This is a genomic window from Terriglobia bacterium (assembly GCA_020072565.1).
Taxonomy (GTDB): domain Bacteria; phylum Acidobacteriota; class UBA6911; order UBA6911; family UBA6911; genus JAFNAG01.
Genome location: JAIQGI010000034.1, coordinates 75,052 through 100,325 on the forward strand (window position 1 = coordinate 75,052; position 25,274 = coordinate 100,325).

19 protein-coding genes and 1 tRNA gene are annotated in these 25,274 nt (G+C 58.1%); 8 read left to right on the top strand and 12 right to left on the bottom strand.

The annotated features are described in order from the left end of the window. Positions 1-152: 152 nt before the first annotated feature. Together LAP85_19680 and LAP85_19685 are read right to left on the bottom strand one after the other, a co-directional pair. Positions 153-3,434 (bottom strand): PDZ domain-containing protein, encoded by a 3,282-nt coding sequence (locus tag LAP85_19680; GenBank protein MBZ5498623.1) that lies wholly within the window; start codon positions 3,432-3,434, stop codon positions 153-155. Positions 3,435-3,503: 69 nt separating this feature from the next. Next, a complete protein-coding gene (locus tag LAP85_19685) occupies positions 3,504-4,361 on the bottom strand; it encodes a dienelactone hydrolase family protein (GenBank protein ID MBZ5498624.1) in 858 nt (285 codons plus the stop codon). Between the two features lie 214 nt (positions 4,362-4,575). On the opposite strand from LAP85_19685, the gene LAP85_19690 reads away from it, so the two are divergent. Next, on the top strand, positions 4,576-5,913 hold the full coding sequence (locus tag LAP85_19690) for an anaerobic sulfatase maturase (protein ID MBZ5498625.1): 1,338 nt from the start codon (positions 4,576-4,578) through the stop codon (positions 5,911-5,913). A gap of 84 nt (positions 5,914-5,997) precedes the next feature. Here the strand turns inward: LAP85_19690 and LAP85_19695 are convergent, their stop codons facing one another. Next, positions 5,998-7,266 (bottom strand): MFS transporter, encoded by a 1,269-nt coding sequence (locus LAP85_19695; protein ID MBZ5498626.1) that lies wholly within the window; start codon positions 7,264-7,266, stop codon positions 5,998-6,000. Positions 7,267-8,133: 867 nt separating this feature from the next. Then, entirely contained in the window at positions 8,134-8,427 is a 294-nt protein-coding gene (locus LAP85_19700) for a hypothetical protein (GenBank protein ID MBZ5498627.1), read from the bottom strand. 226 nt (positions 8,428-8,653) lie between these two features. Here LAP85_19700 and LAP85_19705 point away from each other — a divergent pair, with 226 nt between their 5' ends. From LAP85_19705 to LAP85_19715, 3 genes are all read left to right on the top strand, one after another. After that, positions 8,654-9,118 (top strand): hypothetical protein, encoded by a 465-nt coding sequence (locus LAP85_19705; protein MBZ5498628.1) that lies wholly within the window; start codon positions 8,654-8,656, stop codon positions 9,116-9,118. 243 nt (positions 9,119-9,361) lie between these two features. Continuing rightward, complete coding sequence (locus tag LAP85_19710; GenBank protein ID MBZ5498629.1) at positions 9,362-9,586, top strand: hypothetical protein; 225 nt, start codon at positions 9,362-9,364, stop codon at positions 9,584-9,586. Between the two features lie 661 nt (positions 9,587-10,247). Further along, positions 10,248-10,730 carry a hypothetical protein gene (locus LAP85_19715; GenBank protein MBZ5498630.1) on the top strand — a complete coding sequence of 161 codons (483 nt, stop codon included), beginning with the start codon at positions 10,248-10,250 and terminating at the stop codon, positions 10,728-10,730. Positions 10,731-10,769: 39 nt separating this feature from the next. On the opposite strand, the gene LAP85_19720 is transcribed toward LAP85_19715, so the two are convergent. From LAP85_19720 to LAP85_19745, 6 genes are all read right to left on the bottom strand, one after another. Beyond that, positions 10,770-12,143, bottom strand: a complete 1,374-nt coding sequence (locus tag LAP85_19720; protein ID MBZ5498631.1) for a carboxypeptidase-like regulatory domain-containing protein — start codon at positions 12,141-12,143, stop codon at positions 10,770-10,772. A gap of 1,059 nt (positions 12,144-13,202) precedes the next feature. Further along, complete coding sequence (locus tag LAP85_19725; GenBank protein MBZ5498632.1) at positions 13,203-13,466, bottom strand: hypothetical protein; 264 nt, start codon at positions 13,464-13,466, stop codon at positions 13,203-13,205. A gap of 82 nt (positions 13,467-13,548) precedes the next feature. After that, complete coding sequence (locus tag LAP85_19730) at positions 13,549-13,755, bottom strand: hypothetical protein (protein ID MBZ5498633.1); 207 nt, start codon at positions 13,753-13,755, stop codon at positions 13,549-13,551. Between the two features lie 92 nt (positions 13,756-13,847). Beyond that, the gene (locus LAP85_19735; protein MBZ5498634.1) at positions 13,848-16,232 is read right to left on the bottom strand and encodes a glycoside hydrolase family 127 protein; all 2,385 of its coding nucleotides are present in this window, start codon (positions 16,230-16,232) and stop codon (positions 13,848-13,850) included. 126 nt (positions 16,233-16,358) lie between these two features. After that, positions 16,359-18,512, bottom strand: a complete 2,154-nt coding sequence (locus LAP85_19740; protein ID MBZ5498635.1) for a hypothetical protein — start codon at positions 18,510-18,512, stop codon at positions 16,359-16,361. Between the two features lie 369 nt (positions 18,513-18,881). Then, complete coding sequence (locus LAP85_19745) at positions 18,882-19,247, bottom strand: hypothetical protein (GenBank protein ID MBZ5498636.1); 366 nt, start codon at positions 19,245-19,247, stop codon at positions 18,882-18,884. A gap of 1,389 nt (positions 19,248-20,636) precedes the next feature. Here LAP85_19745 and LAP85_19750 point away from each other — a divergent pair. Beyond that, the gene (locus LAP85_19750; GenBank protein ID MBZ5498637.1) at positions 20,637-20,846 is read left to right on the top strand and encodes a S9 family peptidase; all 210 of its coding nucleotides are present in this window, start codon (positions 20,637-20,639) and stop codon (positions 20,844-20,846) included. A 158-nt stretch (positions 20,847-21,004) separates the two neighbouring features. Beyond that, positions 21,005-21,142, top strand: coding sequence for a hypothetical protein (locus tag LAP85_19755; protein ID MBZ5498638.1), 138 nt, complete (start codon positions 21,005-21,007; stop codon positions 21,140-21,142). A gap of 99 nt (positions 21,143-21,241) precedes the next feature. Here LAP85_19755 and LAP85_19760 read toward each other — a convergent pair. Both LAP85_19760 and LAP85_19765 read right to left on the bottom strand, forming a co-directional pair. Further along, positions 21,242-21,316 (bottom strand) — tRNA-Asn (locus LAP85_19760). Between the two features lie 187 nt (positions 21,317-21,503). Next, the gene (locus LAP85_19765; GenBank protein MBZ5498639.1) at positions 21,504-22,205 is read right to left on the bottom strand and encodes a lipid-binding SYLF domain-containing protein; all 702 of its coding nucleotides are present in this window, start codon (positions 22,203-22,205) and stop codon (positions 21,504-21,506) included. Positions 22,206-22,344: 139 nt separating this feature from the next. Between LAP85_19765 and LAP85_19770 the strand changes: the two genes are divergently transcribed. Then, complete coding sequence (locus LAP85_19770; protein ID MBZ5498640.1) at positions 22,345-22,806, top strand: OsmC family protein; 462 nt, start codon at positions 22,345-22,347, stop codon at positions 22,804-22,806. A 324-nt stretch (positions 22,807-23,130) separates the two neighbouring features. Continuing rightward, complete coding sequence (gene shc / locus LAP85_19775; GenBank protein MBZ5498641.1) at positions 23,131-25,056, top strand: squalene--hopene cyclase; 1,926 nt, start codon at positions 23,131-23,133, stop codon at positions 25,054-25,056. The last annotated feature ends 218 nt before the right edge of the window (positions 25,057-25,274 follow it).

Below are 25,274 nucleotides of genomic sequence, written 5' to 3' on the forward strand. Positions count from 1 at the left end.
ACCGATCCCGATACCGACGTTCACCAACCGGATAACATGAGCTTTTCATGCGTCACAGGGTGCGCTATGGCGCATGGGGGACGGCGTTCAGATTCCTGGGATGCGGCCACGCCCTGCGGTGGCCTTCACCGTTGTCTCGACAGCCCGGCAAACTACTTCTTTTCGGTCTTGATGGGTCCCGCCGGTTTGGGCGGCAGCTTCACCGGAGCTGCCTGGAGCTTTTTCATCAACTCAGCGACGGCGCGCTCGAGTTGAGGGTCCTTGCCTTCGATGACCGATTTGGGATCGTTCTCCACATCGATATCGGGATCAACGCCGTGGCCTTCGATGATCCATTCGCCTTTGGTGCTGGCGAAGCCCGATTCGGGTACGGAGATCGAACCGCCGTCGATGAGCGGACCGCGGCCCGAGATGCCGACGACACCGCCCCACGAGCGGCGGCCGATGAGCGGCCCGAGGCCCGCCTCGCGGAACATCGCCGGGAAGATGTCGCCGTCGGAGCCCGCATACTCGTTGAGGAGGGCGACTTTGGGCCCGATGAACACGCCGTCGGGATAGGTGGCGGCTTGATCGCTGGTCCGGCTGTAGTTGAGGCCCAGCCATTTCCGGGCCAGGCGCTCGATCAGCATGCGCGACACGTTTCCCCCGCCGTTGGCGCGTTCGTCGACGATGAGGGCTTCCTTGTCCAGTTGGCCGTAGTACCACTTGATGAACTCATAGATGCCTGGGGCTCCCATGTCGGGAACGTGCAGATAGCCGATGCGCCCGCCGGAGAGTTCGGTCACCCGTTTGCGGTTCCCCGTGATCCAGTCGAGGTAGATCAGTTTCTCTTCGCTGGTGAGCGGATTAAAGGTAATCGTCCGGGCGCCGTCCGTGACCGGCTGGGAGTTCACTGTGAACTGGACGGGCCGATCGGCCTTGTTGCGGAGCTGGCGGTAAGGATCCTCGGTTGCGCTCAGCTCCACACCGTCGATGGCGAGCAGGTAATCGCCGGGCGAAACATTGACGCCGATCTCGGTGAGAGGCGCGCGGTAGACTTCCTCCTCGTTCTGGCCGGCGAAGATCTTGCTGATGCGGTAGCGGCCTGTCTGCTTGTCCAGCACGAAACGGGCGCCGGCGAGAGCGACTCTCGGCCGCGGGGGAATCAGGAAGTCACCCCCTTCGATATAGGTATGCTGAATGGTCAGCTCCGAGATCATCTCGCTGATCACATAGTTGAGGTCGGAACGATGCGCCACATACTGCAGCAGTGGCGCATATTGCTTGCGCAGCGCCTCCCAGTCGTAGCCGTGCATGTTCTCGACATAGAACCAGTCGCGGTAACGGCGCCAGACCTCGTTGAAGATCTGATTCCACTCCTCGACCGGCACGCGATCGACCATCAGGCCGGCAGTGGACACGGTCTTCTTCGCGCCGGCACCGGTGGGGGTGGCGTCGAACACGACAAACGACGGGCCCGAGCGCGCCATGACTTTGGATCCGTCCGAAGAGAGCGCGTAGCCGCCGACGTCGTCGACGAGCGTGGTTTCCTTGCGGTCCCTGATGGAGAAGATCCGCAATGCCGCTCTGCGGTCGGGCTGCCGGCCATAGTAGAAGGCCGGCCCCGCCACGTAGAGCAGGTGGCCTTTCTTCGCGCTGAGGCCGCCGTAATTATCGGCCTCTACCGGCATGCGGGCCACCCGCAGGGCGAGCCCATCGAAGTCAATCGTCATATCGGACGGCTTGCCCTCCTCGGGTTTTGAAGCCACCTCCTTCGCCGCGCTCACTTCATCACTTTCCGGCGGGAATGGATGCTTCACGTCCTTGCGCAGTGCCAGCGCGAAGATAGCCGTCGTCCGGTTGGTTGCGTAGTTGAACTCGGCGGTCGAGATCTGGGGCGCAAACTCGCGGTCGCTCAGATAAAAGAGGTAGTTGCCGTCCGGATCCCAGGCCGGATTCTCGGCATTGAAGAGTTCGTCGGTGATCTTCCGGACCTGGCCGTCCCTTTCGCTCCAGATGTAGATCGAACTGAAATTGTTCGTGCCGGCCATGCTGAACGAGAGATAGTGGCTGCGCGGCGACCACGTGTAATCACGTACCTGGCCGCGCCGCGCATCGACAATCTGGCTGAGCTTCCTGTCATCGAACGAGTAAACATACACCTTGCCGTCCTTGTCGCTGAAGGCGATGCGCCTGCTGTCGGGGGACCACTCAGGCTGATAGCGCATGGCCTTGCCGCCGCTGGTAAGCTGCTCGGGCTTGCCGGAGCCGTCCTGGGCGATGACGTAAAGCTCCTCTTCTCCAGTCGTGTCGGAGATGAAGGCGATTTTTGAGCCGTCGGGGGACCAGCGCGCCCACTTGTCATGCGCGCCGGAGGAATTCGTCAGATTGCGTGTGGGACCCTTCTCGATGGGTGCGGTGAAAACATCGCCGCGCGCGCTGAAAAGCGCCCGCTCGCCTTTCGGGCTCAGTTCGAAATCCTCCATCTGATTTGCCGCTGATACCCGCGACGGGCGCTTCCACAGCCCGTCGTCCGGCACGGTGATCGAAATCGGTGCGCTCTTGCCCGTCCTGGTATCGAGGATCTGCAACTCGCCGTCGAGCTCGTACACGATGCGGCCGGCATGATCCGAGCTGGGCCAGCGGACATCCCATACCTTGCTGCTGGTGACCTGGGTGATCCTGCCGCTTGAGAGGTCATAGGCATAGATATTGAAGGTCCCGTCGCGGTCGGATGTGAAGTAGATCGTGTTGCTGATCCACATGGGGTCACGATTGGCGCGCGGGCTGGAGATGATCCGCTTGGCGTCGTTCGTTTTCAGATCGAAAAGCCACAAGTCATTGACTTGGCCGCCGCTGTATCGCTTTTCAGGGCGAAAATCGCGGAATCGGGGCGAGTAGACGATTTTGGTGCCATCAGGTGAGAAATCACCGGCGCCCGATTCGGGCATCGGCAATACCTCCGATGGTCCGCCTGTCATCGGCACGGTGTAAAGATGCTGCGAGCCGAGTGTCCAGGAATCCCGGAGCGACCGGAAGAGGATCGACTTGCCGTCGTTGGTCCAGCCATAGATCTGGTTGTCCCAGCCCCAGCGTGGGGCCAGCGGGCCGCGGGCAGGGTAGTAGGTGAGCTGCCTGGGCGCGCCGCCGGTGGCGGGTACGACGTACACCTGCTCGTCTCCGTCGTACTGGCCGGTGAAGGCGATCCATTTGCCGTCGGGAGAAAACCTGGCGAAGAGTTCCATGCCGGGATGCGCCGTGAGGCGGGTGGCCGTGCCGCCGGTCACAGGTGCAATCCAGATGTCCCCCGCATATGTGAATGCGACTTTGTCGCCGTGGATCGCCGGGAAACGGAGCAGCCTGGTTTGGGCACCGGCTGCCGATGCGAAAACTAATGCGAGAGTGAACAGCAGCATTGCGGGGAGAATGCGTGAAAAACGTAGGTAGCGAATCATGTGTCCTCCATCCGGAAATTTTCATGACCGTGAACGATTGCTATCCGTGCAGTTCGCGGCGGACCTTTGTCAGGTCAGATATTTTTTCAGGAATGCGATCGTGCGGCTCCAGGCGAGAGTCGCTGCCGCCTTGTTGTAGCTCCCGGCGTTCGTGTCGTTATTGAAGGCGTGGTTTGCACCCTCGTACATGTTCAGTTCGTAAACTTTCTTGTTGGTCTTGAGCGCGGCTTCGTAGTCGGCGATGCCCGCGTTGATGCGCTGGTCGAGCGAGGCATACTGGAGCAGAAGCGGCGCCGTGATTTTCGGGACCTCCGCAGCGGGAAGTTGAGCGCCGTAATATGGCACGCTGGCATTCAGCGAAGTTCCGGCAGCCGCGAGCCGGTTGGCCATGCCCCCGCCCCAACAGAAGCCCACGGCGCCGACTTTCCCCGTAGACTCCGCATGGCGTGCGAGAAAGGGCACTGCGGCGGCGAGGCGCGCGACGGTCTCGTCGGCATTCAGCGTGCGTATCATCTGGCTCGCCTTGGTGTCATCCGGAGGCGTGCCGCCCAGGGGCGACAGCAAGTCGGGAGCAAACGCAAGGAAACCCTCAACCGCCAGACGCCGTGCAACGTCCTGGATGTGCGGGTTGAGGCCGCGATTCTCATGAATGACGATGACGGCCGGCCGCTTCTGGCCGCCTTTGAGCCGCGCCAGATAGCCGCTGATTTTTGTGCCGCCGGCTTCATATTCCACGCGCGCAATGGCCAGGCGGTCGTCGTTCTCGGAAATCATCTGCGCCTGGGCATAATTGGTCTCGAGCACCGGCATCAGCGCAAGCGCCGCCGCCGTTCCGCCCGCGAGCTGTGCGAGGCGATCAAGGAAACTCCGGCGGCTCATGTCCCCATTGGTGAATCGGTCGTAGAGCTCAACAATTTTCTGGTCCATGTAATCCTGCCTTTTATGTTTATGTGAGGTGCAAAATCGTAGTCATCTATCTCTAGCGCGAGAGCGAGGCGGAAACAAGAACAAAAACAGGTACTGGGAGTACGGTGCGACGTAGACCTCAACCCAGAGCGCGGAGGATGCCTGCGGGTGTCGATTTTGTCGTATTCCTCTGCGGTCTCCACGCCCTCTGCGTTGAGGTTTTTTGCTATCGGCTATGCAGCCATGGGGGTCTCCATGGTTGAATTTAAGACCGGAATGTATACCATCTCCCATAGTGGAGGATGAACCGGTGATCAAGGCTTCGCGCGAATTTCAGGTTTTTGCCAAGCCGATGGGCGCGATCTGCAACCTGGATTGCCGTTATTGCTATTACCTGAAAAAGGAGCACCTCTACCCTGCGGGTGAGTCCTTCCGGATGCCCGACGGGCTTCTGGAGGACTACATCGTCCAACACATCGAGGCGTCTCCCGGTCCGGTAATCAGCTTTTCCTGGCACGGCGGCGAGCCGACCGTTCTGGGATTGGACTACTTCCGCAGGATCGTCGCGCTGCAGCGCAAGCACAGGCCCCCTGACCGGCGTATCACCAATGGCATGCAGACCAACGGGATCCTCCTCGATGAGGAATGGTGCCGGTTTCTCGCCACAGAGGGCTTTGGCATCGGCCTGAGCCTGGACGGCCCGCGGGAGATGCACGACCGATACCGCGTGACCCGGGGCGGGAAGCCGTCGCACAGGCAGACGCTGCGCGCGTTCAGGCTTTTGCGCCGGCACCAGATCACGTGCGACATCCTTTGTGTGGTGAATGACTGCAACGTCCATTACCCCACTCAGGTGTACCGGTTCTTCAAGGAGATTGGAGGCCAATACATCGGATTCCTTCCTGTGGTTGAGCAGCGCCCGGATGCCGAGGGTGGAGTGAGCCCCCACACAGTGCCGGCGGAGGCCTATGGCACGTTTCTCTGCACGATCTTCGACGAGTGGATGCGACAGGATGTTGGACGCATTACGGTGCAGCTGTTCGAAGAAGCGACCAGGCCGGCCCGGGGCCTGGATCATTCATTGTGCATTTTTCGGGAGACCTGCGGTGAAATCCCGGTTCTCGAACACAACGGCGATTTCTTTAGCTGTGATCACTTCGTCGACCCGCAGCATCGACTGGGGAACATCCGCGAAACCTCTCTGGTCGAACTGCTCGAGAGCCCGGCGCAGAGGAGTTTCGGCCAGGCCAAAAAAGATGCGCTGCCCCGCTATTGTCAGGTGTGCGCGGTCCGGCCCATGTGCAACGGCGGCTGCCCGAAAGACCGGTTCCTCGTCACTCCGGACGGGGAAGCCGGACTGAACTATTTATGTGCGGGATTGAAACGCTTTTTCACGCATAGCCTGCCCTACCTGATCAGGCTGGCGTCTCTTGAGCGCGACGGGCGGCCACACGAACCGCTGACGCAACTGGCACGGGCAACGGTCGCGCAGCGCTACCCCGACGCGGGCCGCAACGACCCTTGCCCCTGTGGCAGCGGCCGCAAATACAAGAAATGCTGCCTCACCCGGTAATCAAGACGAACAAGACCTTTGCAGTTTCCGCGCCCTCCGGGTTGAGATTTTTTGCCGGCGACTACTCCGCGACGCGGGGCTTCATCACGCGGAATTCTTGGCGACTCTGGCCAGGTCGCGCGCGCGGGTCTCGGGTAGGGTCCACACCCAGGTTGCCGTCGAGAGAGCCAGGACGATCGGCACGCCAAGTCCACCCTTGAGACCATAGGATGCGACGAACATGCTGACAACGATGGGCGCAAAGAACTGGACGCCTCGGGCGCAGTTGTATGCAGCACCCATGGCGAAGTTCCGGATCTCGGTGGGGAACAGCTCCGCGAGGAGCGCGCCGAATCCCGCGGTGCAACCCGATCCCAGGCCGAGAGCGAACATCATGCTCCAAAACAGCAACGGATAAGGCAGCACCGCTTCCCAGTGAAATGCGAGCGGATACAGTGCCGCTGCTGTCAGGAGGGAATAAACGGTGAAGGCCCGGCGCCGGCCGTAGCGGTCGGACGCGAGACCGAATGCCATCATGCCCAGGAGCTGCCCCAGTTGAGCGGTCAGAATCCACAACGTCGACCGGCCGATCGTCTGGTGCAGCTGGTTCTGGAGGAATTTCGGCAGCCAGGTGTAGCAGGTCCAATAGGTCCCCAGCTTGAAAACTCCGAGAATCCACGCCTTGATGAGCGGGCTCACCAGGTGCAGGCGGGCAATCCGTCCCATCGCAGCCAGCGGGGACAGGCTCTCCTCCTTCTGTTTGTTCCACAGAGACGATTCAGGCAAATGCTGGCGCACGATGAGTGCGATACCGGCGGAAGCAGAGGAGATCAAAAACACGGCGCGCCATCCGATGAGAGGCGCCACAAGCAGTCCTGCCGTGGCGGCCAGTGCAACCCCGACCGGCTCGCCCGCCTGGAGAAGCGCCGATGCCCGGCCTCTCATGCGCTGAGGTGAGGATTCCGCCAGAAGCGCATGTCCCACGGCCCATTCTCCGCCTACGCCGAGCCCGGTCAGAACCCGGAACGCCAACAGGCTGAACGGACCCGTTGCGAATGCAGTCAGTGCCGTCCCCAGGGAATACAGGAGGATGGTCCAGGTCATGATCCGCTTCCGGCCGAACAGGTCGGAGAGATAGCCAAACATGATGCCGCCAACTCCTGACCCGCCCAGCGCAACGCCGAGCAGGACCGCTTGCTGCGATTCGCCCAGGTGCAACTCTTGCCCGATCGGAATGAGCAGAAACGAGAACAGGACCAGGTCATAGAAGTCGAACATCCATCCGGCGAACGAAATCAGCCAGATGCGGATCGGAAAGCGTTGCGGGCTGTCCGTGCCGACTTCTCGTGCAGTCGCGGCAGAAGCCGTTACCATGTCAAACTCCCAATGGGGCTGTTGCTTTGGTTACCTTGACCAAAAAGACTTGATGCCGAGGCCGCCGGGGCGGGCAGAGAGCGTAGAGCACCTACAGCCTCAGCTACGTACTCTCTTCTCCCCTCTGCGTCCGCTGCGTTGATCTTTTGCTTTTCCATAGAATTTCCGGAGCAGGATCCCGTTTGGATCAACGATCGCTGATGCGCGAGCGCCGAGAATACCACAAAGCAGGGCCACGCTCCTAGGAAGGGAGAGTGTCGGAAAGCCTTACGATCACTCTACCTGAATATCCGGAACAATAACCCCTGAAATATCAAGCACACCCCGACACGAACAGCAATTTTCACGAGGAATCGACTGTCGGCCCTCTTTACACTCTGGCCCGGTGAGCCCCTGTGTCCAATCGTGACACTCCCCTTTCAGCCAGAATGTTGGCCCGGCTATCCTCGGCAAGCATTAGTCTTACAGAAGCTGCTCCTGCCTCGACCCTGCCTCGCATGCTTCTGGTTCGAATATTGCTCTTTGATTAGCAGGCTGTGCCTGACCAGTTCCTGTACCCGCGTCGCTCCTCGCGGGTACTGGCTGTTACGTACTCGACCCGGTGGCATGGTGCTTTGCAAGAGACGAGGCGCGTGCTCCCCGCCTGATGGGCAGCGAGAGCTGCTTCTGTTGCAGGCGGGGGACACGTGAAACTGACGAAGAATTTGAGGGCGGGCGGAGGACAGTATGCCTCGCTCGCCCACAACGGCACTCTCAGGAAGTCGCTGCGAGTGCCGTTTTTTTGTGCACGGATCTCCGACAGCATTCAATGCCTGAATTCCGGGATGATGTTCATCGCCCCGGTTGATCCCAAGACGAGCAGAAGGTCTATGATCCCAGCACGTGAGAGATCATGCCCGAGATCTTGTTTATGACAACGGCGGCCAGGCTGATGCGGGCGTAAAAGAGGTCAGGCTGATGCGGCGGCGCAAAGGGGAGAGGAAGCTGCAGAGAAACTCCAGCCTGGGATGCCCGGGCGCGGGAGTGTTCGACTTCGAGTTCTCTGGGTTCCTGGATCGGATCTTTCAGCTTGTTTGCTCCCTGAATAAACAAAATTCCCAGAGTCAATAGAACAAGGTAAACTGTAATTCCGAACACCCACCACATTTTCTTGCCATTCACCTGGAAATCGTCTCGGATTCGCGATTTATCCAGGAACCCCTCGAGAAGGGATCCGCCACCCGAACCAACCTAATTCTGCGCCTCGGCTGCTCTGCGGGTCAAGGAGGGCCACGGTGGGTGAAAGGGTGTTCGACGACAAAGGAGCCAGCTTCTACTGATAGTTGGAGGCATGGATGCCGATAAACAAAGTTAGGGCTGGGTGATTTTCCGGATGCTGAGGAAATCAATGCGAGGAACCAGAACCCTTTGCCTTTCGGTGCTTTTGGTCCTTGTGCCGGCGGCGATTCCCGCACAGGATGTCACTGCCCTTGTCTGCAAACTGTCCGATAAGGTCGAGCGTTTGTTGTTGCAGAGGGAAGCAGGCTGGAAACTGGTAAAAGAGGTCCCGGATTCCTGGTCGGCTGTTCAGAAATGGAGGTCGGGTAAGGATGAGTCAATCCTCACGATCTATTACCTGTCCTCTTCTCCAGAAGCCGGCAGGCTATTGAAAATGGTGAGAGAGACCATTGAGCCTTCGGGGGGTGGCAAGCTGGAGGGCCTGGGTGATGAGGCATATCGATGGAAATACAACGACAACCGCGGGAGCGTTCGTTTCAGAAAAGATAACCTGGTAATCATCGTAGATGCCACTTCTCTTGACCTTGCCGACCGCTTCGCCCGGCACATAATCACAGCCATCGCAGTCAAGTGAGCCGGGGCATGGCGCAAGAGCCACTCCGGGCAATACCGACGGCGCAACTCCATTCGCGCAGATCAATGGTGGCTTTCTTTTTACCGCAAGCGGGGCCCTTTTCCCTTAATTGATCGTCTCCCAGGATATGATACAGTTTTGTTATGGGCTCTCCCGGCGCCGCCGGCCGGAAGAGATCGAGCGATGAAATTCCAGGCGTAACCATCTGTGCTTCGGACATTGTTCCGGCGGTGAGAGGAAGCTATGACGGAAGCCGAATTGAAGCGCCTCAAGGGCCGTGTTGAGGAATTTCTGATCCCCAGGGATGTCAAAGCGCTCTTCGGGTACATCGAAAATCTCAACCGTAGCCTCCAGGAAGTGACCGAACTTTTGGCCGGGCATTACGGCGGACTGGATATGTCCGATGTTCGGCACAGGACCTTCGAGAGCATTAAGCGGGCTTGCGTTCTATTAGGAACTATCGCATAGCCCCTCCAATCTCAAGGAGTCGCGCCATTGCGGGGAGATCTCCCACTTGAACTCCGTTCGCTGCATGATTCATCTTCATGAGGGCCGGCCTGGTGTGGCATGGTTAGACCTGCTGTTGAGTTGAGGTGAAGAGGAGGAATCTGTCTGGATCGAGAGGAGGCGCCTTGCGGTTTTTGGCGGCTTCGTCGCAGGCCCGTAGGATTGGTTGCCCCTTCGAACATCCGCCCACATGAGTCCCCCGGAACAGGATCGGATCGCGCTTATAGGCCGGCTGGAATCTTCCGGGAACGCTCCAGTGCGACGGCTCCTTAGCCCGGATGAATCATCAATGTGCGACCAAAATGCACTTTTAGACGCGGAAATGCGCTGACCGACGCCGACCGTTCGGTCCTGGTCGGCGTGCAGGAGCTTGTGCCGAGCCGCAGGACGGCAAAAGCTCCTGCCTGCCTTTAGCCACGTCCAATCTTGTTGTTTTTCGCGCGCGTGCGGTTCTGCTTCATGAACCATTCAAGTTAGGCCGTGATTCTGAAGTCGCGTTTGGCTGGCCCTCCCTCTCCAGCGTCGGATCGCCGAGTTTAAGGCGATGGGACGCATTTCGGAGGTCCGGGCCAGACCTGTCGAGCGGCGAAACATGTATGATCGAAGTCAAAAGGGAGGCGTCATGGCAAGACAGGAAGTTGGCCAGTTATGTTGCAGGGTGTTGGGCATATATACGTTTATCCATGGGGTATCGGCTACCTCAGGCACGTTTCTCAGCCTCTCAATGATCCGTCAGGGAAGCACGTTTGCCCATATCCTGGGGCTTCTTCCGGCTTTTATACTGTTATCCTTCAGTGCGTATCTGTGGCTCTACGCTGGTGCCATTGCGTCCCGCATGTTTTCGGAGCCTGAATCGACGGAGAGTCTCTCGGGCAGCACAACGCAGGTCATCCAACGCGTTGCCTTTTCCGTGGCGGGAATACTGATTCTGAACAGCGCCATGCCCACATTGGGGCAGACGATCGTGAACCTGTTAACCCAGACCAGGCAGGCTGCGCCCTATGTCGCGGTCTATGGTGTCGAATCTGCGATCAGGGTTGTCGTCGGCATCTGGCTATTGTTGGGTTCAGCAAGCTTGCGCAAGCTTTTCAAAAAGGACTGGTAGCAACTGAGAGCTTGGCTGGATCGAGTTCAGCCGGTACCTTTACTTCCCCTTAAGCACCGCGCGCACGAAGGCGGATCGTCCCTCTTCGACGACGACATCCTGGAAGATGCCCTTTGAACCCAGCTGGAGTTCCGTTGAAGTGGCGCCCGCCCTCGTTTGTCTCGTGATCTGGATTACGGCTTTACCTGGAGGCAAGTTGTTCAGGATGAATGAGCCGTCCTCGGAATGAACCCCGTATCCGGACCGGCCGTCAAAAGAGGCATCCCCCGCCTCTCGAACATAGATATTGAAATCCTTGACAGGATTTCGATCCTCGTCGGTCACGATACCGATGATTTTCCCGCGCCCGAGCACGAGCACGACCTGTCTTTGATACCTCTCGATCCATTTGCTTTGCGTGATACCCTGGTTGGTGAGGAGCCCTTCGGCGTAGATCCTGAATGGATACTGGACGGAATAATACTCGCCCTCAGTGGCCGCCGGATAGAGCACTATGTGGTCATCCTCCGTCTCGCCGACGGCTTTCATGCCATTGCGAACTTGCCCTTGTGCATCAAGGACCACGACGCTGAAAATCTGCGGTCGCTTGAGAAATACGTATTTCTCAGTGTCCATTCTCGTATCCAGTGTTTCTCTGTACGGCTCAAAGCCGTCGGCCTGAACCTGCAACAATGCCTCGCGTTGAGGCAGCGCCTCCAATGAAAAATTGCCCTGTGCGTCAGATTTGGCTGATGGGTACAACCATGGACCTCCCAGCCAGAATCTGCCCATAACGGCCGGGTTGATTTTTGAGGGCGTCTGTATCGACACTGAAGCTGCGCTTACAGGGTTGCGCTCGACGTCGAGAACTCTTCCGGTCAGTCTTCGTACCTGCAGATACTCAGGGAGGGTGAGTTCCACATATACATCGCTGCCCCAATTAACGTGGATTGGTCCCAATACAGCCATCGGATGTGGAGGCCTTAGTGCAGAAATCCTGTCGATTTCCTGCACCCGTACCTCCTTTTCAAACCTTCCCCCGGCTCCGGTGTCCGTGCGGAACATGGATGGCTCCTGGAAAACGATGATGTTCACACCCGGCTGCGGTTCGCCTGTTGAATTCCTCACTATCCCCCGAAGCACCGCTGCCTTGGTCAGTTGAATCGTTTTCTGCAGGCGGCCCGAACCGGTTTCTGCCTGGATCGTATCCTCGCATTTAAAGTATCCGGGGCACTCTGCCCGAAGCATGTAGTTGCCGGGGTCGACCAGCAGGCGTATGTAGCCGCCTGCACCGATCTCTCTTGATAGCGCTGCGGATTTGGGAGGCAGCCCAGCAAGGGTGACCCAGCCGGCGGTGACCGGTTGTTGGGAGTCCCGGTCCAGGATGCGTATTTCTACACTCACCCGGTCAGCGACGGCAATATGCGGTCCCATTTGGGAACCGGCAGTCCGAACCGGGACAGGCGCCATGGATGGGCGGAGGGCGCCCGGCAACGCCGCCGAAGCCGGCTGTATCTCCGCTGAGGCATCTGCAGGTGGGCCTATCTCACCGGATCGGGTGCGGGGCTGCTGCGGCCTTGCACTTTCTGTCGGCGTGCCTGGTACTCCGGCTCTTTCCCTGGATCGCCACAGCGCCGATGCAAGACAGAGGATTACTATGGCAGAAAGCAGCCCATACCTCGTCAACCTGGAGACCGGCATGAATTTCGTCATTTCGGTTCAACCGCGACCAACGGCGAGGTGTCAACGCGATCAGGACCAGACGGTCTGCTCAGAGCCAGGTTGCTCCAATTCCTGGCATAAGTCGATTCGCATCTCCTGCCGCGGGCGGCACCTGGCGACAGGCGCAGACGGACTTCATGCGAATCCCTATGAATATACGCAGATTGTAGACTCCTGGACGAGAAAAAGGAGGGGATTGGCTCCTCAGGTAGGGCTCGAACCTACAGGCCTTCGGTTAACAGGATCAGAATCAATAAGTTACGTGGATGTCGATGGTTGTCTGCATTGATCACTAAACCGATAATAACACACCGCATAGCACCCGTGAGAACCACAGCGAAGATTGCGGAAATGTCGATTGATGTCACTGAGAATCCATCAGTATCTGTTACTTGTCACACCGTTTCACACCACCATGCTCATGCCTTCAGTTGTTTGGGAGAAAACCGATGGGTTGTAGCCTGGCGTCTCGCTTCTGCCAATATTCCCTATTTCTCTCTTCTTGTGCTTGATCCTTGAAAACGCAGGGCATTGCCGAGTTCAGATCACCTGGCAGGATACTGAATTTTTGCATACTTCCAGGCAAAACAGCTGGCGCTTATGAGGTACCCGGTTGATTGAGTGCAGAAAAACCCAAGCCCCGAGCCTGCAAACTCGCCCGGGGGCTGCGTAGCAGGAGAAATGCCGCAGAATACGAATATCCCGGTAAAGCCGGAACGCCAGGACCACGCCGAATCTCACCGCGAAAACCGACAGTGAATCTTAACCGAATTATTTGAACATCAGACCAATGCGGATTTCCCAGACGTTGATTGTAACCCCTCTTTTAAAAGTCACGGTCCCTGTATCGATCCTTTTGAGGTAGTCGCGGAAATCGAGCATAAGGCCCATCCTCTCCTTGAACCAGTAGTCGATGCGGCCACCCATATTGATCCAGTTGGCACCGGAATCGTGGCCGAATGTTCGCGTGTAACCAAGAGTCAGGTTGGATTGGAGTTTGTCGGGCCCGAGAGCCAACTTGTAGTAGCCGTTCAAGGAGAGGTTCCCGCCGTAGCTATCGGAAAAGCCCGTCTTCGGACCCCATAGGCCCAGGTCCCCGCCTATACCGACTCTCTTTTCAGCCGGAACTGATCCGCCCGATGGCGTAGCGAAGCAGTTGCCGGTCGCGGGTAAACTGCTCGGCGACCCCGAGGGTTCCGGCGCTCGTCACCAGGGCCACCATGTCCAGGTCAGTCAACTGCTTATCCACAAAACGCCGGAGTGACTGCTTGACCAGCGCCACGCTGGAGATGGACAGATGCAGCGTGTCGAGGAAAATCACCACTGCTGTAGCCTGCCTGAAGGATCACCAAATCTTTCCCGATAATCGGACCTTGTTTTGAATACTCGCCTGAACCCGATATTGATCTGAGTGGATTATTTTACTTGCCACTCGATGATGCCAAACTCGCGCCAGATTTTGTCTTTGTCGATTCTCATGGCAGCCGGCGGGCCGGCGGCGCCGCCCTTGTATAGGACGCTTTGAGGCTCGACCTCGATGCGCACGGCAGTTGTTGTCACCTGCTTGTAAGTAACCTGATTGAACGCATCCTTTTCGACTGCATAATGCTCAGTGTTGGCCACCGGCTTCCACGCGTCACCATCCTTATACATTATGCGCCAGGAACTCGGCATCCGGCAGAACCGCCTGTCATCCGCAAAGTAGACCTTGGACGACGATATCCGCGTGGGAGCCTTGAATTCATACTCGATCCACGCCGGCTTGCCTTCGGGAGGCCGCATGCGGAAATAGAGGTGAGACTCGTCGGCGGAATTCAACGGCTCCACTCCGTCGTAAACAGCGCAGATGTCGTCGTTTTGATCGCCATAGCCCGTCCAGGCTTTTTCGATGCCTGCAAACGAGTTTACGCGCACGACGGGATTGGGCAGAACAGGCTTGAGCCGCGCGGTCCCGGCATTGCGGGCGATCCATACGGTCATCTCGCCCATGCCGCGGTTGGCCCAGGAATAATATGGGATCGCCACAAGATTGTGCGGCACGATCCTGGCTGACACTCCGTCCTTCCCGCGGACCACAGCCTGCACCCGGCCGGTGATAGCCTCCACTCCGTTCAAAAACCCGGGCCGGTATTCCCCCTTGAGCACCGAATGGTCGGGAATCACAAGATTCAAAGCGCTGCCGCCGTTGTCGGGCCATTCCACACAATAGACGAGGGGGCCGCGTTCCAAGGCCACGCGCCCTCGATCGTCCCGCACCTGGTCATGGGCCAGCACTCGGCGCACAGGCATCGGCAGATTGAGTTCAATGACGTCACCGGCTTTCCATGTTCTCTCGAACCGGGCGTAGCCGTGCTCCAACGTGATTGCAACCGGGGCCCCGTTGACGCTCAAGGCGGGTTTCTCTGCGCTCGAATCCATGTATCGATAGAGGTCGCTCGGCAGCGCTATGTTCCGCGCCCATTCCGGGATTCGCACCAGCACCGCAAAATTCCCCGCTCGTTCCGGATGAACGGTCAACCGCACCTTCCCTTCCCAGGGATAGCGCGTCTCCTGTGTAATCCTGACATTAGTGCCTGAGAGATTCACTTTGGCAGTGGAGCCGACAAAGAGGTTGACGTAAATCTCGTTTGCCGTTCTGGCATAAATGTAGCCGCCGACGGAAGCCATCAGGCGCACGACGTTTGGCGGACAACACGGTACATTAATCCAGTCGAACCGTTCGTAATTGCCGTAAGACATCAGCACGTTCTGATAGAAAAAGCGGTCTCCCTTCAGTGAGACACCGGCGAGGAAACCGTTGTACAGGATGCGTTCCATGGTATCGATGTACTTCGCATCCCTGTGCAGAAGGAACAGGCGGTGGTTCCAGACCACGTTCCCGTACGAGGCGCAGGTTTCATGCCAGGAACTCACGTTCGGCAGTTCGTAGGGCGCGCCGAATTTCTCCTGCTGCCGAATGGAGCCGACTCCACCGGTTATGTACATCTTGTGGGAAACTACATCCTGCCAAAGCGTGTCGTCAGCCTTCGCATATTCCGGCAGGCCCGTGAGTGCCGCGATGTCGGTCAGTGGGATGTAGAGATACATAGCGCGCACGCAATGGCCGACCGCTTCGGTCTGTTCGAGGACGGGCTTGTGGTTCTGGTTGTATTCCAACTCGCCGGGGTATTCACCCGCCGACTGCTGCCGGTATTCGGCCTGTCCCCGGATGTCGAGGAAAAACTTGGCAAGCCGCCAATACTTTTCATCGCCGGTGAACCTGAAGAGGCGCATGAGACCGATCTTCTGGCCTTCGTGTCCGGAGATGTAGCCCTTCTTCCCAGGGCCGTAGGCCGCATCCGCCGCATCCGCGGCTTTTAGCGCGAGGTCCAGCAGGCGTCGATCCTTCGTTGCCTCGTAGTAGGCGACCGCAGCTTCGGGAGACGGCCCGCCGCCGCGCATCGCCTGGCCGGCGTTTCCGCTCGCGGTCGTCGATCGTGCAACGGTGGCATCCACTCTCTTTTTGATATATTCCTCAAAGGCGGGGTCGCTTCTTTTGGCAATCATGTATCCGGCGCCCTCGAGAATCCCGCCACCAATGGTCGTCCCGCCCCGTTTCTCAGCTTCCTGAATGCAATGTTGGATGGATACCGTACGGTTCACTTCCTGCTTCGGCGCCCAGAATTGATCGGTGATATCGACATCGGCAAGCGAAACGGCTTGGACCGGATAATCCGCATTCACCTGCGCCTTTTGAGCATTGCTGAAGAAGCAAAGCCCGGAAATGAAAAATGCCGTCAGGATTGAAATGTATCGTCGCATGTTTCCTTCCAGTCTTTCGTCGAGTGTTTCCTTACTACTGAACTGATCAGTACTTGCCTTGAGGCAATGATGCCCAAAGAGCCGCGTGCATGAGCCGGCGGAGGCAGAACCAGGAACATTCCATAATCATTTGGCCACGCTGATCCGCACCGGTGCGCCGGCGCCGAAGAAGTAATAGGCCTTCGTGGCGACGGTGGCGCCTGATGCCTCTGCCGCACTTGCAAGGGCCCCTTTTGCCAGTTGGACCTGAACGCCGGCAGGATTTACGATCACTCTTGCGATTTTGGCTGCCGGTATGACTGCGCCGTTGGCTTTGGTAATCACAATGTTGGCCGGACTAAGTATCGAATCCTCGCGGATGTAGGTGTAAGTTCCGCGGTTCGTTGCATTGGCATTCGGAATCCGCTGCTGCAACTCGACGTTGGTATCGAACGACAAATCCGTAAGATCCTTCAGCCGCGCATTGCTCAGCACGACGTTCTGGGCAAGTTCGGCGTTCGTCGTCTTGGTGACGGCGATCGCAGCAACGTCATCGGCGGTATAGGCGCTGCCAGCGGGATCCGACGCATTACAGTTTGTGATGTCATCCACTTTGATGGTCACGCCGGTGGCCGGATCGGAAAAAATATCCCCCGGTTGCCAGCAGCAGTCAGGCGTATCATACCCGGCAATATTGTTCTCGATCGGCCGCCAGACGCCGGTAGCGTTCTTGGGCCCGCCGACCGCGGGGCTGCTGTAGTATTGCCTGGAAATAATCTGCGCAGTCGGATAGATGTCTCTGGACTCCCATCTGGCGGCGTCAATCCGGTAGATCAGAACGCCCGCGTACTTGCCCTTGTTCTCCAGGCCATTGATTCCCAATCGGGTGCGGAATTCGACGACATAGGCGGTCGAAAGGCCGGTGCGGATCACCACCATCTTGCTGCCCCCGGGCGTTTCCACGGGAGTGAGGAAGTGCATGGTGGGATCTGAGGCGGACTGACTGATGACATCCACCTGGTCGTCGCGCAGCCAGCGCAGTTTCCATTTGTGCCACGCAAGATAATCCGTGGAGTGCCCCGCGATGTTGCCCATCATGTCCCATCCGCCGCAATAGAAGAACGAGCCGACCCGGGTGCCGGCTACAGTGGGCGCATACATGTAGAGATCCGGAAACCCGAAGGCATGCCCTGATTCGTGGACCAGCCAGCGATAGCCCCACCGGAACATGTCATTGCCGGCCGTAATGGCGGTGTCGAGGTAATGGGGCTTGCCGCCGCGATCGACGTAGGCGATCAGGTTGGTGTTAGGCTGTTCGCCGTCCGTTGGATCGCGGTTGATGCTGCCGGGCCCGTTGAAAAGGCCTGCCCGGCCCCTGGCCGGCATGATCAACAGCATGTCGTAGTCATCGGCTTTGATCTCCCACTTGTCGTATGCGAGCTGGCAGGCCTCTCTGGCGTAAGCGAACATGTTGTGCGTCTGGGCGTCCCATTTGTATTCGGCTGCTTTCCTGCTCATCATGATCCACCCCAGGTGATTGGCAGCCTGAGGTGATGCAAAGGTAAGGCGAAGCTGGCCGTAGGACGACATCTTGAACCAGTCGCTCGCTCCCTGCAGGAAATCGAGATAGGGCGGAATGGTTTCATAGGGAGCGCCGGCATCGGCTGCCAGCCGATCGGGAAACTCGACGAACAGCACCAGCATGGTCTTTGTCCGGTGGGCAGGCGTTACCACGTTGCCGTCGTTCCAGATAATTGGCCGCTCTTTATCGTCCCTGTTGGGCGTCAGATCGGTGAAACGATATAAACCGGTTTGGCCTGTGACCGGGTCAATGAAACCGGGATCGGTCTTGCTTGTGCTCCATCCTTCGTCGGTCCATTGGCTGGAGCCCATGATACGGCCGTGCAGGGCGGGTTCACCGCGTCTCTGGACTTTCACGGGCGGGGACGCTTTGAAGGGCCCGAAAGCCCGGGTGGCGACGGTTGTGCCCTGGGAAGTGATGCGCGCGAATTGATCGGTACTGATCACGACGGATAACGTGTTTGCCGAAGCATGGATTGCGGTTATCTTTTCCGCAGGAACCGGGGTGCCGTCCGGCCGCGTGATCACCAGGTGTGCCGCATCGATCCCGGTCACCGGCACACTGGAAGTTACGACCATCCGCGTCAGGCCGTTGAATACGGCGTTGCTCAAAATGACCGCGCTTCCCGGCTGGCTGCGCAGCCCCAAGGTCGGAAGCAGGGCCGACAGGCACATCAAGACAAGGAATGCGGTTTTGCGTTGCGTCACGATCGGTCGCATAGGTGTCTTCCCAAGATAAAAGGATCATGCAGGTGCAAGTGCGCGCCAATTGTAACCGGAAATAAGGGACGTCACCCGTTTGGAAATAAGGGACGTCACCCGTTTTTGAGAATTACAGGGCTCAATCCTGCGTTTCCTGGCGTTTCCGGTCGCCAATGTGACGAGATCTAAGAAATCGCCCCCTGGGCAGCCCCAGGATCGACGATCTCCTCTGGGCCTATATCCTGGCTCCGCGGTTTTGTGACCTGCCGGTCTTTTCAAGAACGGTATCGAGGAGGCGGATCACAAATTCCTGCTCCTCGCGGGGAAGGCCGCGGATGTGTTCCAGGCGGCGTGCCAGCTGCGGGGGAGGATCAGGGGGAATCAAACTTATTTCCCGGCCTTTGCAGCCGCGGCCTTTCTCTTTTTCCAGTAAGCTCGCATCCGTTTGCTGATGGCGGCTCTTGCTGCCGCGCTCTGTGGTCCATACTTCCGCTTTTCTTTAGCCGTCTTCCTGGCACTCGTGAGCTTCGCAGCCTTGGCCTTCCGTGCGGCCCAAACTCTTTTCATGACTTTGGAGTGCCTCTTGCGTTCCGCAGGGGTTCTGTGTCTACGTCCTTTGACTGAGGCAGTGGTAGCGGTTTCCAGCTTGATCCCGCCTATGAATTGGGCCTGAAGCGATGCGATCTCAGCGTCAATATCTGCTTTCTTCTTTGCCAGTGTTTCAATTGCAAGTTCCAGTATCCTCTTGTCCATGATCCCTTTCTGCAGGAGCTGGGGGAAGCCGCGTGTTACGGCGGCAAGCTCTGCGGCAATAAGATAATAGGAATATGGATAATCTGCAAGATGGAATCGATTCTCGAATCAGGGAACCGGATCCACTGCCTGCTCTGCGCTTCGTTTTGGAAAAGACCCGGACGACGGCGGCAACTGCCGAATAGCAAGTCCAGCACAGCAGCAAACTTCTTTCTTGTGGGCAGCTGAATTGGCTGTCGATTATAATCCTATACCCGAGTGTTGGGAGTTTCTCCCAACCGATGCCACGAGGGAAAGAATATCCATTGATGAATACCGCAAATGCCGCAAGTAGTAAGGGGAGTGGCACCAGCAATAGACGCCTTGCACAAGGGGAGAATGTCCTACGGGATGTCCATAAGGCCACAAACCCTAAGGGCATGGCAAAGAGTTGGGATTTCTCTATCCATCGCATGTCAGGGTGGTCGAACTGCTGAATCCAGAGCAGGTACAGGCTGCCATCAATCAGAAGAATAAACGTCCGGGCCCAGACCCATCTTTTGGGGTTCGAAAGAGAGAGCAACAGGGCGATCTCCAGCAACAGAGCCAATAGCAAGGTGAACAGCCACCCTGATGTCAGAGCTTCTCTCACTGGTGCCATCGCGTACGGCTATCGCCGGGCGAGAGGATAACTCTTACGAAATGATTCGGTGTATCAAGGATGAGCCACATCGACGTGTGCGCCATCTGGAAAGTCAAAACGGTCCTGAGTGTGATTCTCTGTAGTCTGGGAGTTGGGCGGTTTCCATGGCTAATCCCTCCTGTTCTCTTTCGGCAGGGCTCATGTCCGCTGAGCTCATGGTCAACAATATGGAGCCGGGCATTATGATTATCTAATAACTTTCTGTAAATACCGGGTGCATCATGCGCGATGAGGCGGACAACTTCACGCACGCATGAGCCCAGAGCAACTCTGGTTTTTTTGACGAGTGCGAATACGGACGCCAGCGGCAATTTCACTCACTGGAATAGCTCCACCTGATTCTGGCGGGTCTGCTGGCGTGTGCTTCCTGATCCCGCCTATGCCGGGGAACAGGTACTGAGGGGAGGGGATAGGGTTACGGCGCTCATCACGGCGTCTGCAGAGTGAAGACCCCTGTTCGTGTCTCCCTTGACGAGCTCACTCGTTGATCATGAGAAGTCCGCTACAGATTTGCCGAAGGGCTCTTCCTGGTGTCTTATCTCAATAGAATCAAATAGTCGCTGTTCATGTGAACATCAGCGGAATATATTGCGTACAAGATGTTGAGGTAAAACCAATGCGAACCAGAGGTGTCGTTCTGCGATGCGTAGGCTATTATGTCGCGTTTTGCATTGTTCTCGCCATAGATGTCGGTTGCAGGAAGCCGGGTGCCCATTCTGCTCATTCATGGATTGACGGATACCAGTATCCCATTCCAACAATCCGAGATGATCGCTGCCCAAAACCCTGTCGCCATTAAGTTGTGGAAGGTGCCCAATGCCGGTCATATTGGTGCGTTCAACGCCGCGGGCCGTGAATTTGAAGCGCGTGTGCTCGACTGGTTTGCGACGCATCGGAACTGTTCTGGTATACGTTGATGCCGGACAAGGGGTGGGATTGCAGCTATCTCCAAAATCCAGATATCGGCATCGGAACCCGTAGCAACCTTCGTTCCTTTAGGCACAACGGCTTTCAAACTGAAGCCTTGACGACGATAACAAGCCTGTGCGAAAGCGGGGCATTGGAAGAAACGATCATGGCGATTGCCGGTTACGTTTCCCTGACGATGCTCAGCCACTATGCCCACATCAGGACCGATGCGAAACGGAAGGCAGTTGAGGCGATCGGCAGGCGGCCGGTTGAAATGCCGGCAGCCAAGAAAGCGGCGTCCTAAAATGGCGATTTCTGCGAGAGCTTCCCCACAAAAGTCCCCATAAGATGCGTTTTCCTCTGTTTTGAGGATTTCTTACCGGCTGCAAGTAATTGATTTATTTGGCTCCTCAGGTAGGACTCGAACCTACAACCCTTCGGTTAACAGCCGAATGCTCTACCATTGAGCTACTGAGGAGCAAGAGCACTGACACTCTGCCGAGAACCCGGTTACGGACGGCGGTTAAACCTAACAAATAACTGCGGCGGAGTCAATGTGGTTGAGGGGATCGTCTTACCACTGGAACCGCGGTCCTGTGGTTGCCACAGAATCGCTGGATCGTGCCCTTCACCAGCTCCTTTCGACCGACTGTCCCTCGGGCGCGCTACTTCTGCTGTTTGGGGCTGATCTTGGTTAACTCGTCCATGAAGATCTTGGCGTCTCTGGGGACTTCCGCAAGGCGATGAAACAGGATTTCCCTGGGGGCGAGCTGCTTCTTGTACAAGACGAAGTTGGCGTTCTGGTCGGCACGGACAACCTCGCCGTTCAGGCTCAGGCCAGCGAAAGCCCCTTTGGAACGCGAGTAGGCCAGGATCTTGGCTCCCATGAAAGCATCCGTCTTGGCGGCCGCATTCCTCCCAACCGGCCCGGCGGCGACCGAAGCATCGCCTCCGAGCGTGAACTTGCTGTCGAGCAGGCTTTCCATGCCGCTGGTGTTCATGATCACCAGAACCAGATCCGTGGCCTGGGCGCCGATCTGCAGCCCGAAACTGCCGCCGCTCATGAGCAGCATCGAAGGAGCGCTCCAGGGACCGTCGCCGTTATCCGTTCTGCAGGATATGACACCCTTGCCGTAGTTTGCGCCGAAGAAGAAGGCGCCCTTTTTCATTCCGGGGATCACCGCCACGCATGTGCATCTGTCCAGCAGATCCTGCGGAACGGACTTGTCCGGGGTATCCATGATTTCCTTCAGCACCACTGCACCGCGGACCACCCGGTCGGCCACCTCATTGCTATCCTGGGGGCTTGCCAGCGCATAGGATGAGACCAACATCAGGACCAGAGCTGAAATCAGGGCGTACTTCATATCTCTCCTCGTAGGACAGTGTTCGTAGCTGTTTGCGACCAATCAGAGAAAAGGTACCATAGTCGGGAGCAGTTTCGAACAGTGTATGCAGTTATTTGCGCTTCAGGCATGATACTCTAGAGGCAGGAGGGTAGAGAGGATGAAACCAGTGCCGCCGGGGATCAAGGAATCCGAACCCGCGCAGATATCGATTGTCATAGACCAGATCCAGGATTATCAGTTCCGTGTCAAATTCGACAAGGAGCAATACCCGGATTTGATGATGGACGAACCGCCGCCCGTCGGCGGTGATACGGCTCCCAACGCTTCGCGCCTGCTGGCGGCCGCGGTCGGCAGCTGCCTGAGCGCGAGCTTGCTGTTCAGCGCGCGCAAGGTGCACGCCCACATCGAGACCATTCGCGCTTCGGTCAAGGTCTGGTACGCCCGCAACGAGACCGGAAGGCTCCGGATCGGCAAGATCAAAGTCGAGATCGAGCCGGATTTCGATGGGGCCGATGCCGCCAAGATCGAGCGCTGCCTGGGCATCTTCGAGGACTATTGCGTCGTCACCCAGAGCGTTCGCAAAGGCATTGATGTTTCGGTTGAGGTAAAATCGCAGTAAATTCTGCCTGTGCGATGCCGGGCGGGTCTTTTCTGTCCGGCGAACCGGCGTCAGGTCACTTGCCGTACAGGAGGGGGACGGCTGATGCAGAAAACCGGCATGCTTCATGACGACGCGGCAATATCGGCCAAGAGGCGGGGGAGTCCGGCCTCAGGCCACGGGAGCATCTGGCGCGCGCGCCTGCGCGAATTGCTTGCCGGAGTGCCGGGATTCAGCCGGCAAGCTGCGATGAGCATGACGGGGGACGGAATTCCGAACCTGACCTTTCACCTGCCGCCGGGGGTGTACCCGCGCCGCAGCGAATCTGCGCTGAGTTTTCGGGGTATGCCGACTCCTTCTCTGGGCTTGGTCGAATCTGCCATCGCCCAAAGCAGCAAATGGCTCAAGGATCGCCAACACCCGGAAGGATACTGGGTGGCCGAACTGGAAGCCGATACCACGCTGGAGAGCTACTTCATACTTTTCCGATCCTTCTTCGGCAAGCGCGACGATGGCCGCGTGCCGAAATATGCCAAGGTGATCCGCGAAGCGATGCTGCCCGAGGGAGGATGGTCCATTTATGCTCATGGGCCGATCGAGATTTCAGTTTCGGTGCTGAGCTATTTCGCTCTCAAGGTGGCCGGAGTGCCGGCCGACGAGCCGGACATGAAGCGGTCCCGCGATGCGATCCTCCGGCTCGGGGGAGCTACCAAGGCCAACACCTATACCAAGTTTCATCTGGCCTGGTTTGATCAATATGATTGGGAGCATGTGCCGGCGATCCCGCCGGAGATGATGTTCATTCCCTCCATTGCACCGATCAATATCTATGAAATGTCCTCCTGGTCGCGCGCGATTTTCGTGTCGCTGTCGGTGATCTATGCGCTGAAGCCCGTCTGCCCCCTGCCCCCCGAATGCCATGTGGACGAGCTTTTCGTAGGCGGCCGCGCCCATGCGGACTTGAGCATGCCGCGCACCAGGGAGGCTCTTTCCTGGACGAATTTCTTTCTCCTGACCGACAAGGCGCTCAAGATCGCCGAAAGGTTTCCGATCAAAGCTGCCCGCCGCGCGGCTCTGAAAAAAGCCGAAAGGTGGATGGTCGAGCGTTTCGAGGCCTCGGGCGGCCTGGGTTCGATCCTCCCCGCGATGATGAACAGCGTCATGGCGCTCAAGGTTCTCGGCTACCCGGACGATCATCCGTTGATGGCCGAGGGTCTGCGTGAGTTGGATGCGCTCGAAATCCACGATCCCAGCGACGATTCCATTCGCATTCAACCCTGCCATTCTCCCGTCTGGGACACTTCCATTTCGGCCTACGCTCTGCTCCAAGCCGGGGTGGATCCGGAGGGGGAGGCGATCCGCAAGGCGGTGGACTGGCTGCTTTCGAAGGAGGTCAAGCGCCCGGGCGACTGGCATATTAAAAATCCCGCCCCGCCGGGAGGCTGGTATTTCGAGTTTGCCAACGAGTTTTACCCGGACGTCGATGATACAATCATGGTGATGATGGCGCTCCGATGGGCGTCCCCTCCGAGCCTGCGTCAGGAGGTCGACGAAGCCATCGCGCGCGGGCTCATCTGGTGCCGCGGCATGCAGAACGAGGATGGCGGCTGGGCCAGCTTCGACCGGGACAACGACAAAGCCTTCCTCACCAAAGTCCCCTTCGCGGATCACAATGCGATGATCGATCCTACTACCGCCGACATCACCTCGCGCACTCTGGAGATGCTCGCCACCATCGCGCCGTCGACCTACAATCCGCAGCATCCGATCATCGCGCGCGCCATTAATTTCCTGAAAAAAGATCAGCGCAAGGACGGCAGCTGGTTCGGACGCTGGGGCGTCAACTACCTGTATGGCACGCCCCAGGTGCTTCGGGGGCTCGGTCTCATCGGCGAGGATATGTCGCAGCCATATGTCAGGAAAGCGGTCGACTGGCTCATGTCGGTGCAGTTGCCCGACGGCGGCTGGGGCGAACGCTGTGATACCTACGATGACCCGTCGAGGAAAGGCCTGGGGCCTTCCACCGCTTCTCAGACTGCGTGGGCGGTGATCGGCCTGCTGGCGGCAGGGGAAGGGAACGGCCCTGCCGTGCGCCGCGGCATCGAGTATCTCCTCGAGCGGCAGACGACGGAAGGGACCTGGCAAGAGGATGAGTGGACCGGGACAGGCTTCCCGCGCGTCTTCTATCTCAAGTACCACTACTACCGGCACTATTGGCCGCTGATGGCATTGGGGCAGTACCGGCGCTTTCTGCTCGGCTACCGCCCCTGAGAATCCGCGGCAGAGATGCACGGCCCGGCCGCACGCAAATCAGCAATCACAAGATGCACGGTGCGGAATGGCTGCAACATAAAGCCTCAACGCAGTCTCCCATGCACCGGGGGTGCACCCAGGTGCATGAAAATGTTATTGTGCCCCGTAAGGCTTGCGATGGACGAAGGTCGTATTCTCTGTGATGCTTTCGAGCTCGAAACGCAGTCTGACCTGGT

Excerpts from the sequence above, each read along its gene's own strand:
- LAP85_19690 (MBZ5498625.1), top strand. The coding sequence starts at position 4,576 with ATGCAGCCATGGGGGTCTCCATGGTTGAATTTAAGACCGGAATGTATA.
- LAP85_19705 (MBZ5498628.1), top strand. The coding sequence starts at position 8,654 with ATGCGAGGAACCAGAACCCTTTGCCTTTCGGTGCTTTTGGTCCTTGTG.
- LAP85_19715 (MBZ5498630.1), top strand. The coding sequence starts at position 10,248 with ATGGCAAGACAGGAAGTTGGCCAGTTATGTTGCAGGGTGTTGGGCATA.
- LAP85_19765 (MBZ5498639.1), bottom strand. The coding sequence starts at position 22,205 with ATGAAGTACGCCCTGATTTCAGCTCTGGTCCTGATGTTGGTCTCATCC.
- LAP85_19745 (MBZ5498636.1), bottom strand. The coding sequence starts at position 19,247 with ATGGACAAGAGGATACTGGAACTTGCAATTGAAACACTGGCAAAGAAG.
- shc (MBZ5498641.1), top strand. The coding sequence starts at position 23,131 with ATGCCGACTCCTTCTCTGGGCTTGGTCGAATCTGCCATCGCCCAAAGC.
- LAP85_19740 (MBZ5498635.1), bottom strand. The coding sequence starts at position 18,512 with ATGCGACCGATCGTGACGCAACGCAAAACCGCATTCCTTGTCTTGATG.
- LAP85_19735 (MBZ5498634.1), bottom strand. The coding sequence starts at position 16,232 with ATGCGACGATACATTTCAATCCTGACGGCATTTTTCATTTCCGGGCTT.
- LAP85_19710 (MBZ5498629.1), top strand. The coding sequence starts at position 9,362 with ATGACGGAAGCCGAATTGAAGCGCCTCAAGGGCCGTGTTGAGGAATTT.
- LAP85_19685 (MBZ5498624.1), bottom strand. The coding sequence starts at position 4,361 with ATGGACCAGAAAATTGTTGAGCTCTACGACCGATTCACCAATGGGGAC.
- LAP85_19770 (MBZ5498640.1), top strand. The coding sequence starts at position 22,345 with ATGAAACCAGTGCCGCCGGGGATCAAGGAATCCGAACCCGCGCAGATA.
- LAP85_19695 (MBZ5498626.1), bottom strand. The coding sequence starts at position 7,266 with ATGGTAACGGCTTCTGCCGCGACTGCACGAGAAGTCGGCACGGACAGC.
- LAP85_19720 (MBZ5498631.1), bottom strand. The coding sequence starts at position 12,143 with ATGGGACCGCATATTGCCGTCGCTGACCGGGTGAGTGTAGAAATACGC.
- LAP85_19755 (MBZ5498638.1), top strand. The coding sequence starts at position 21,005 with ATGGCGATTGCCGGTTACGTTTCCCTGACGATGCTCAGCCACTATGCC.
- LAP85_19680 (MBZ5498623.1), bottom strand. The coding sequence starts at position 3,434 with ATGATTCGCTACCTACGTTTTTCACGCATTCTCCCCGCAATGCTGCTG.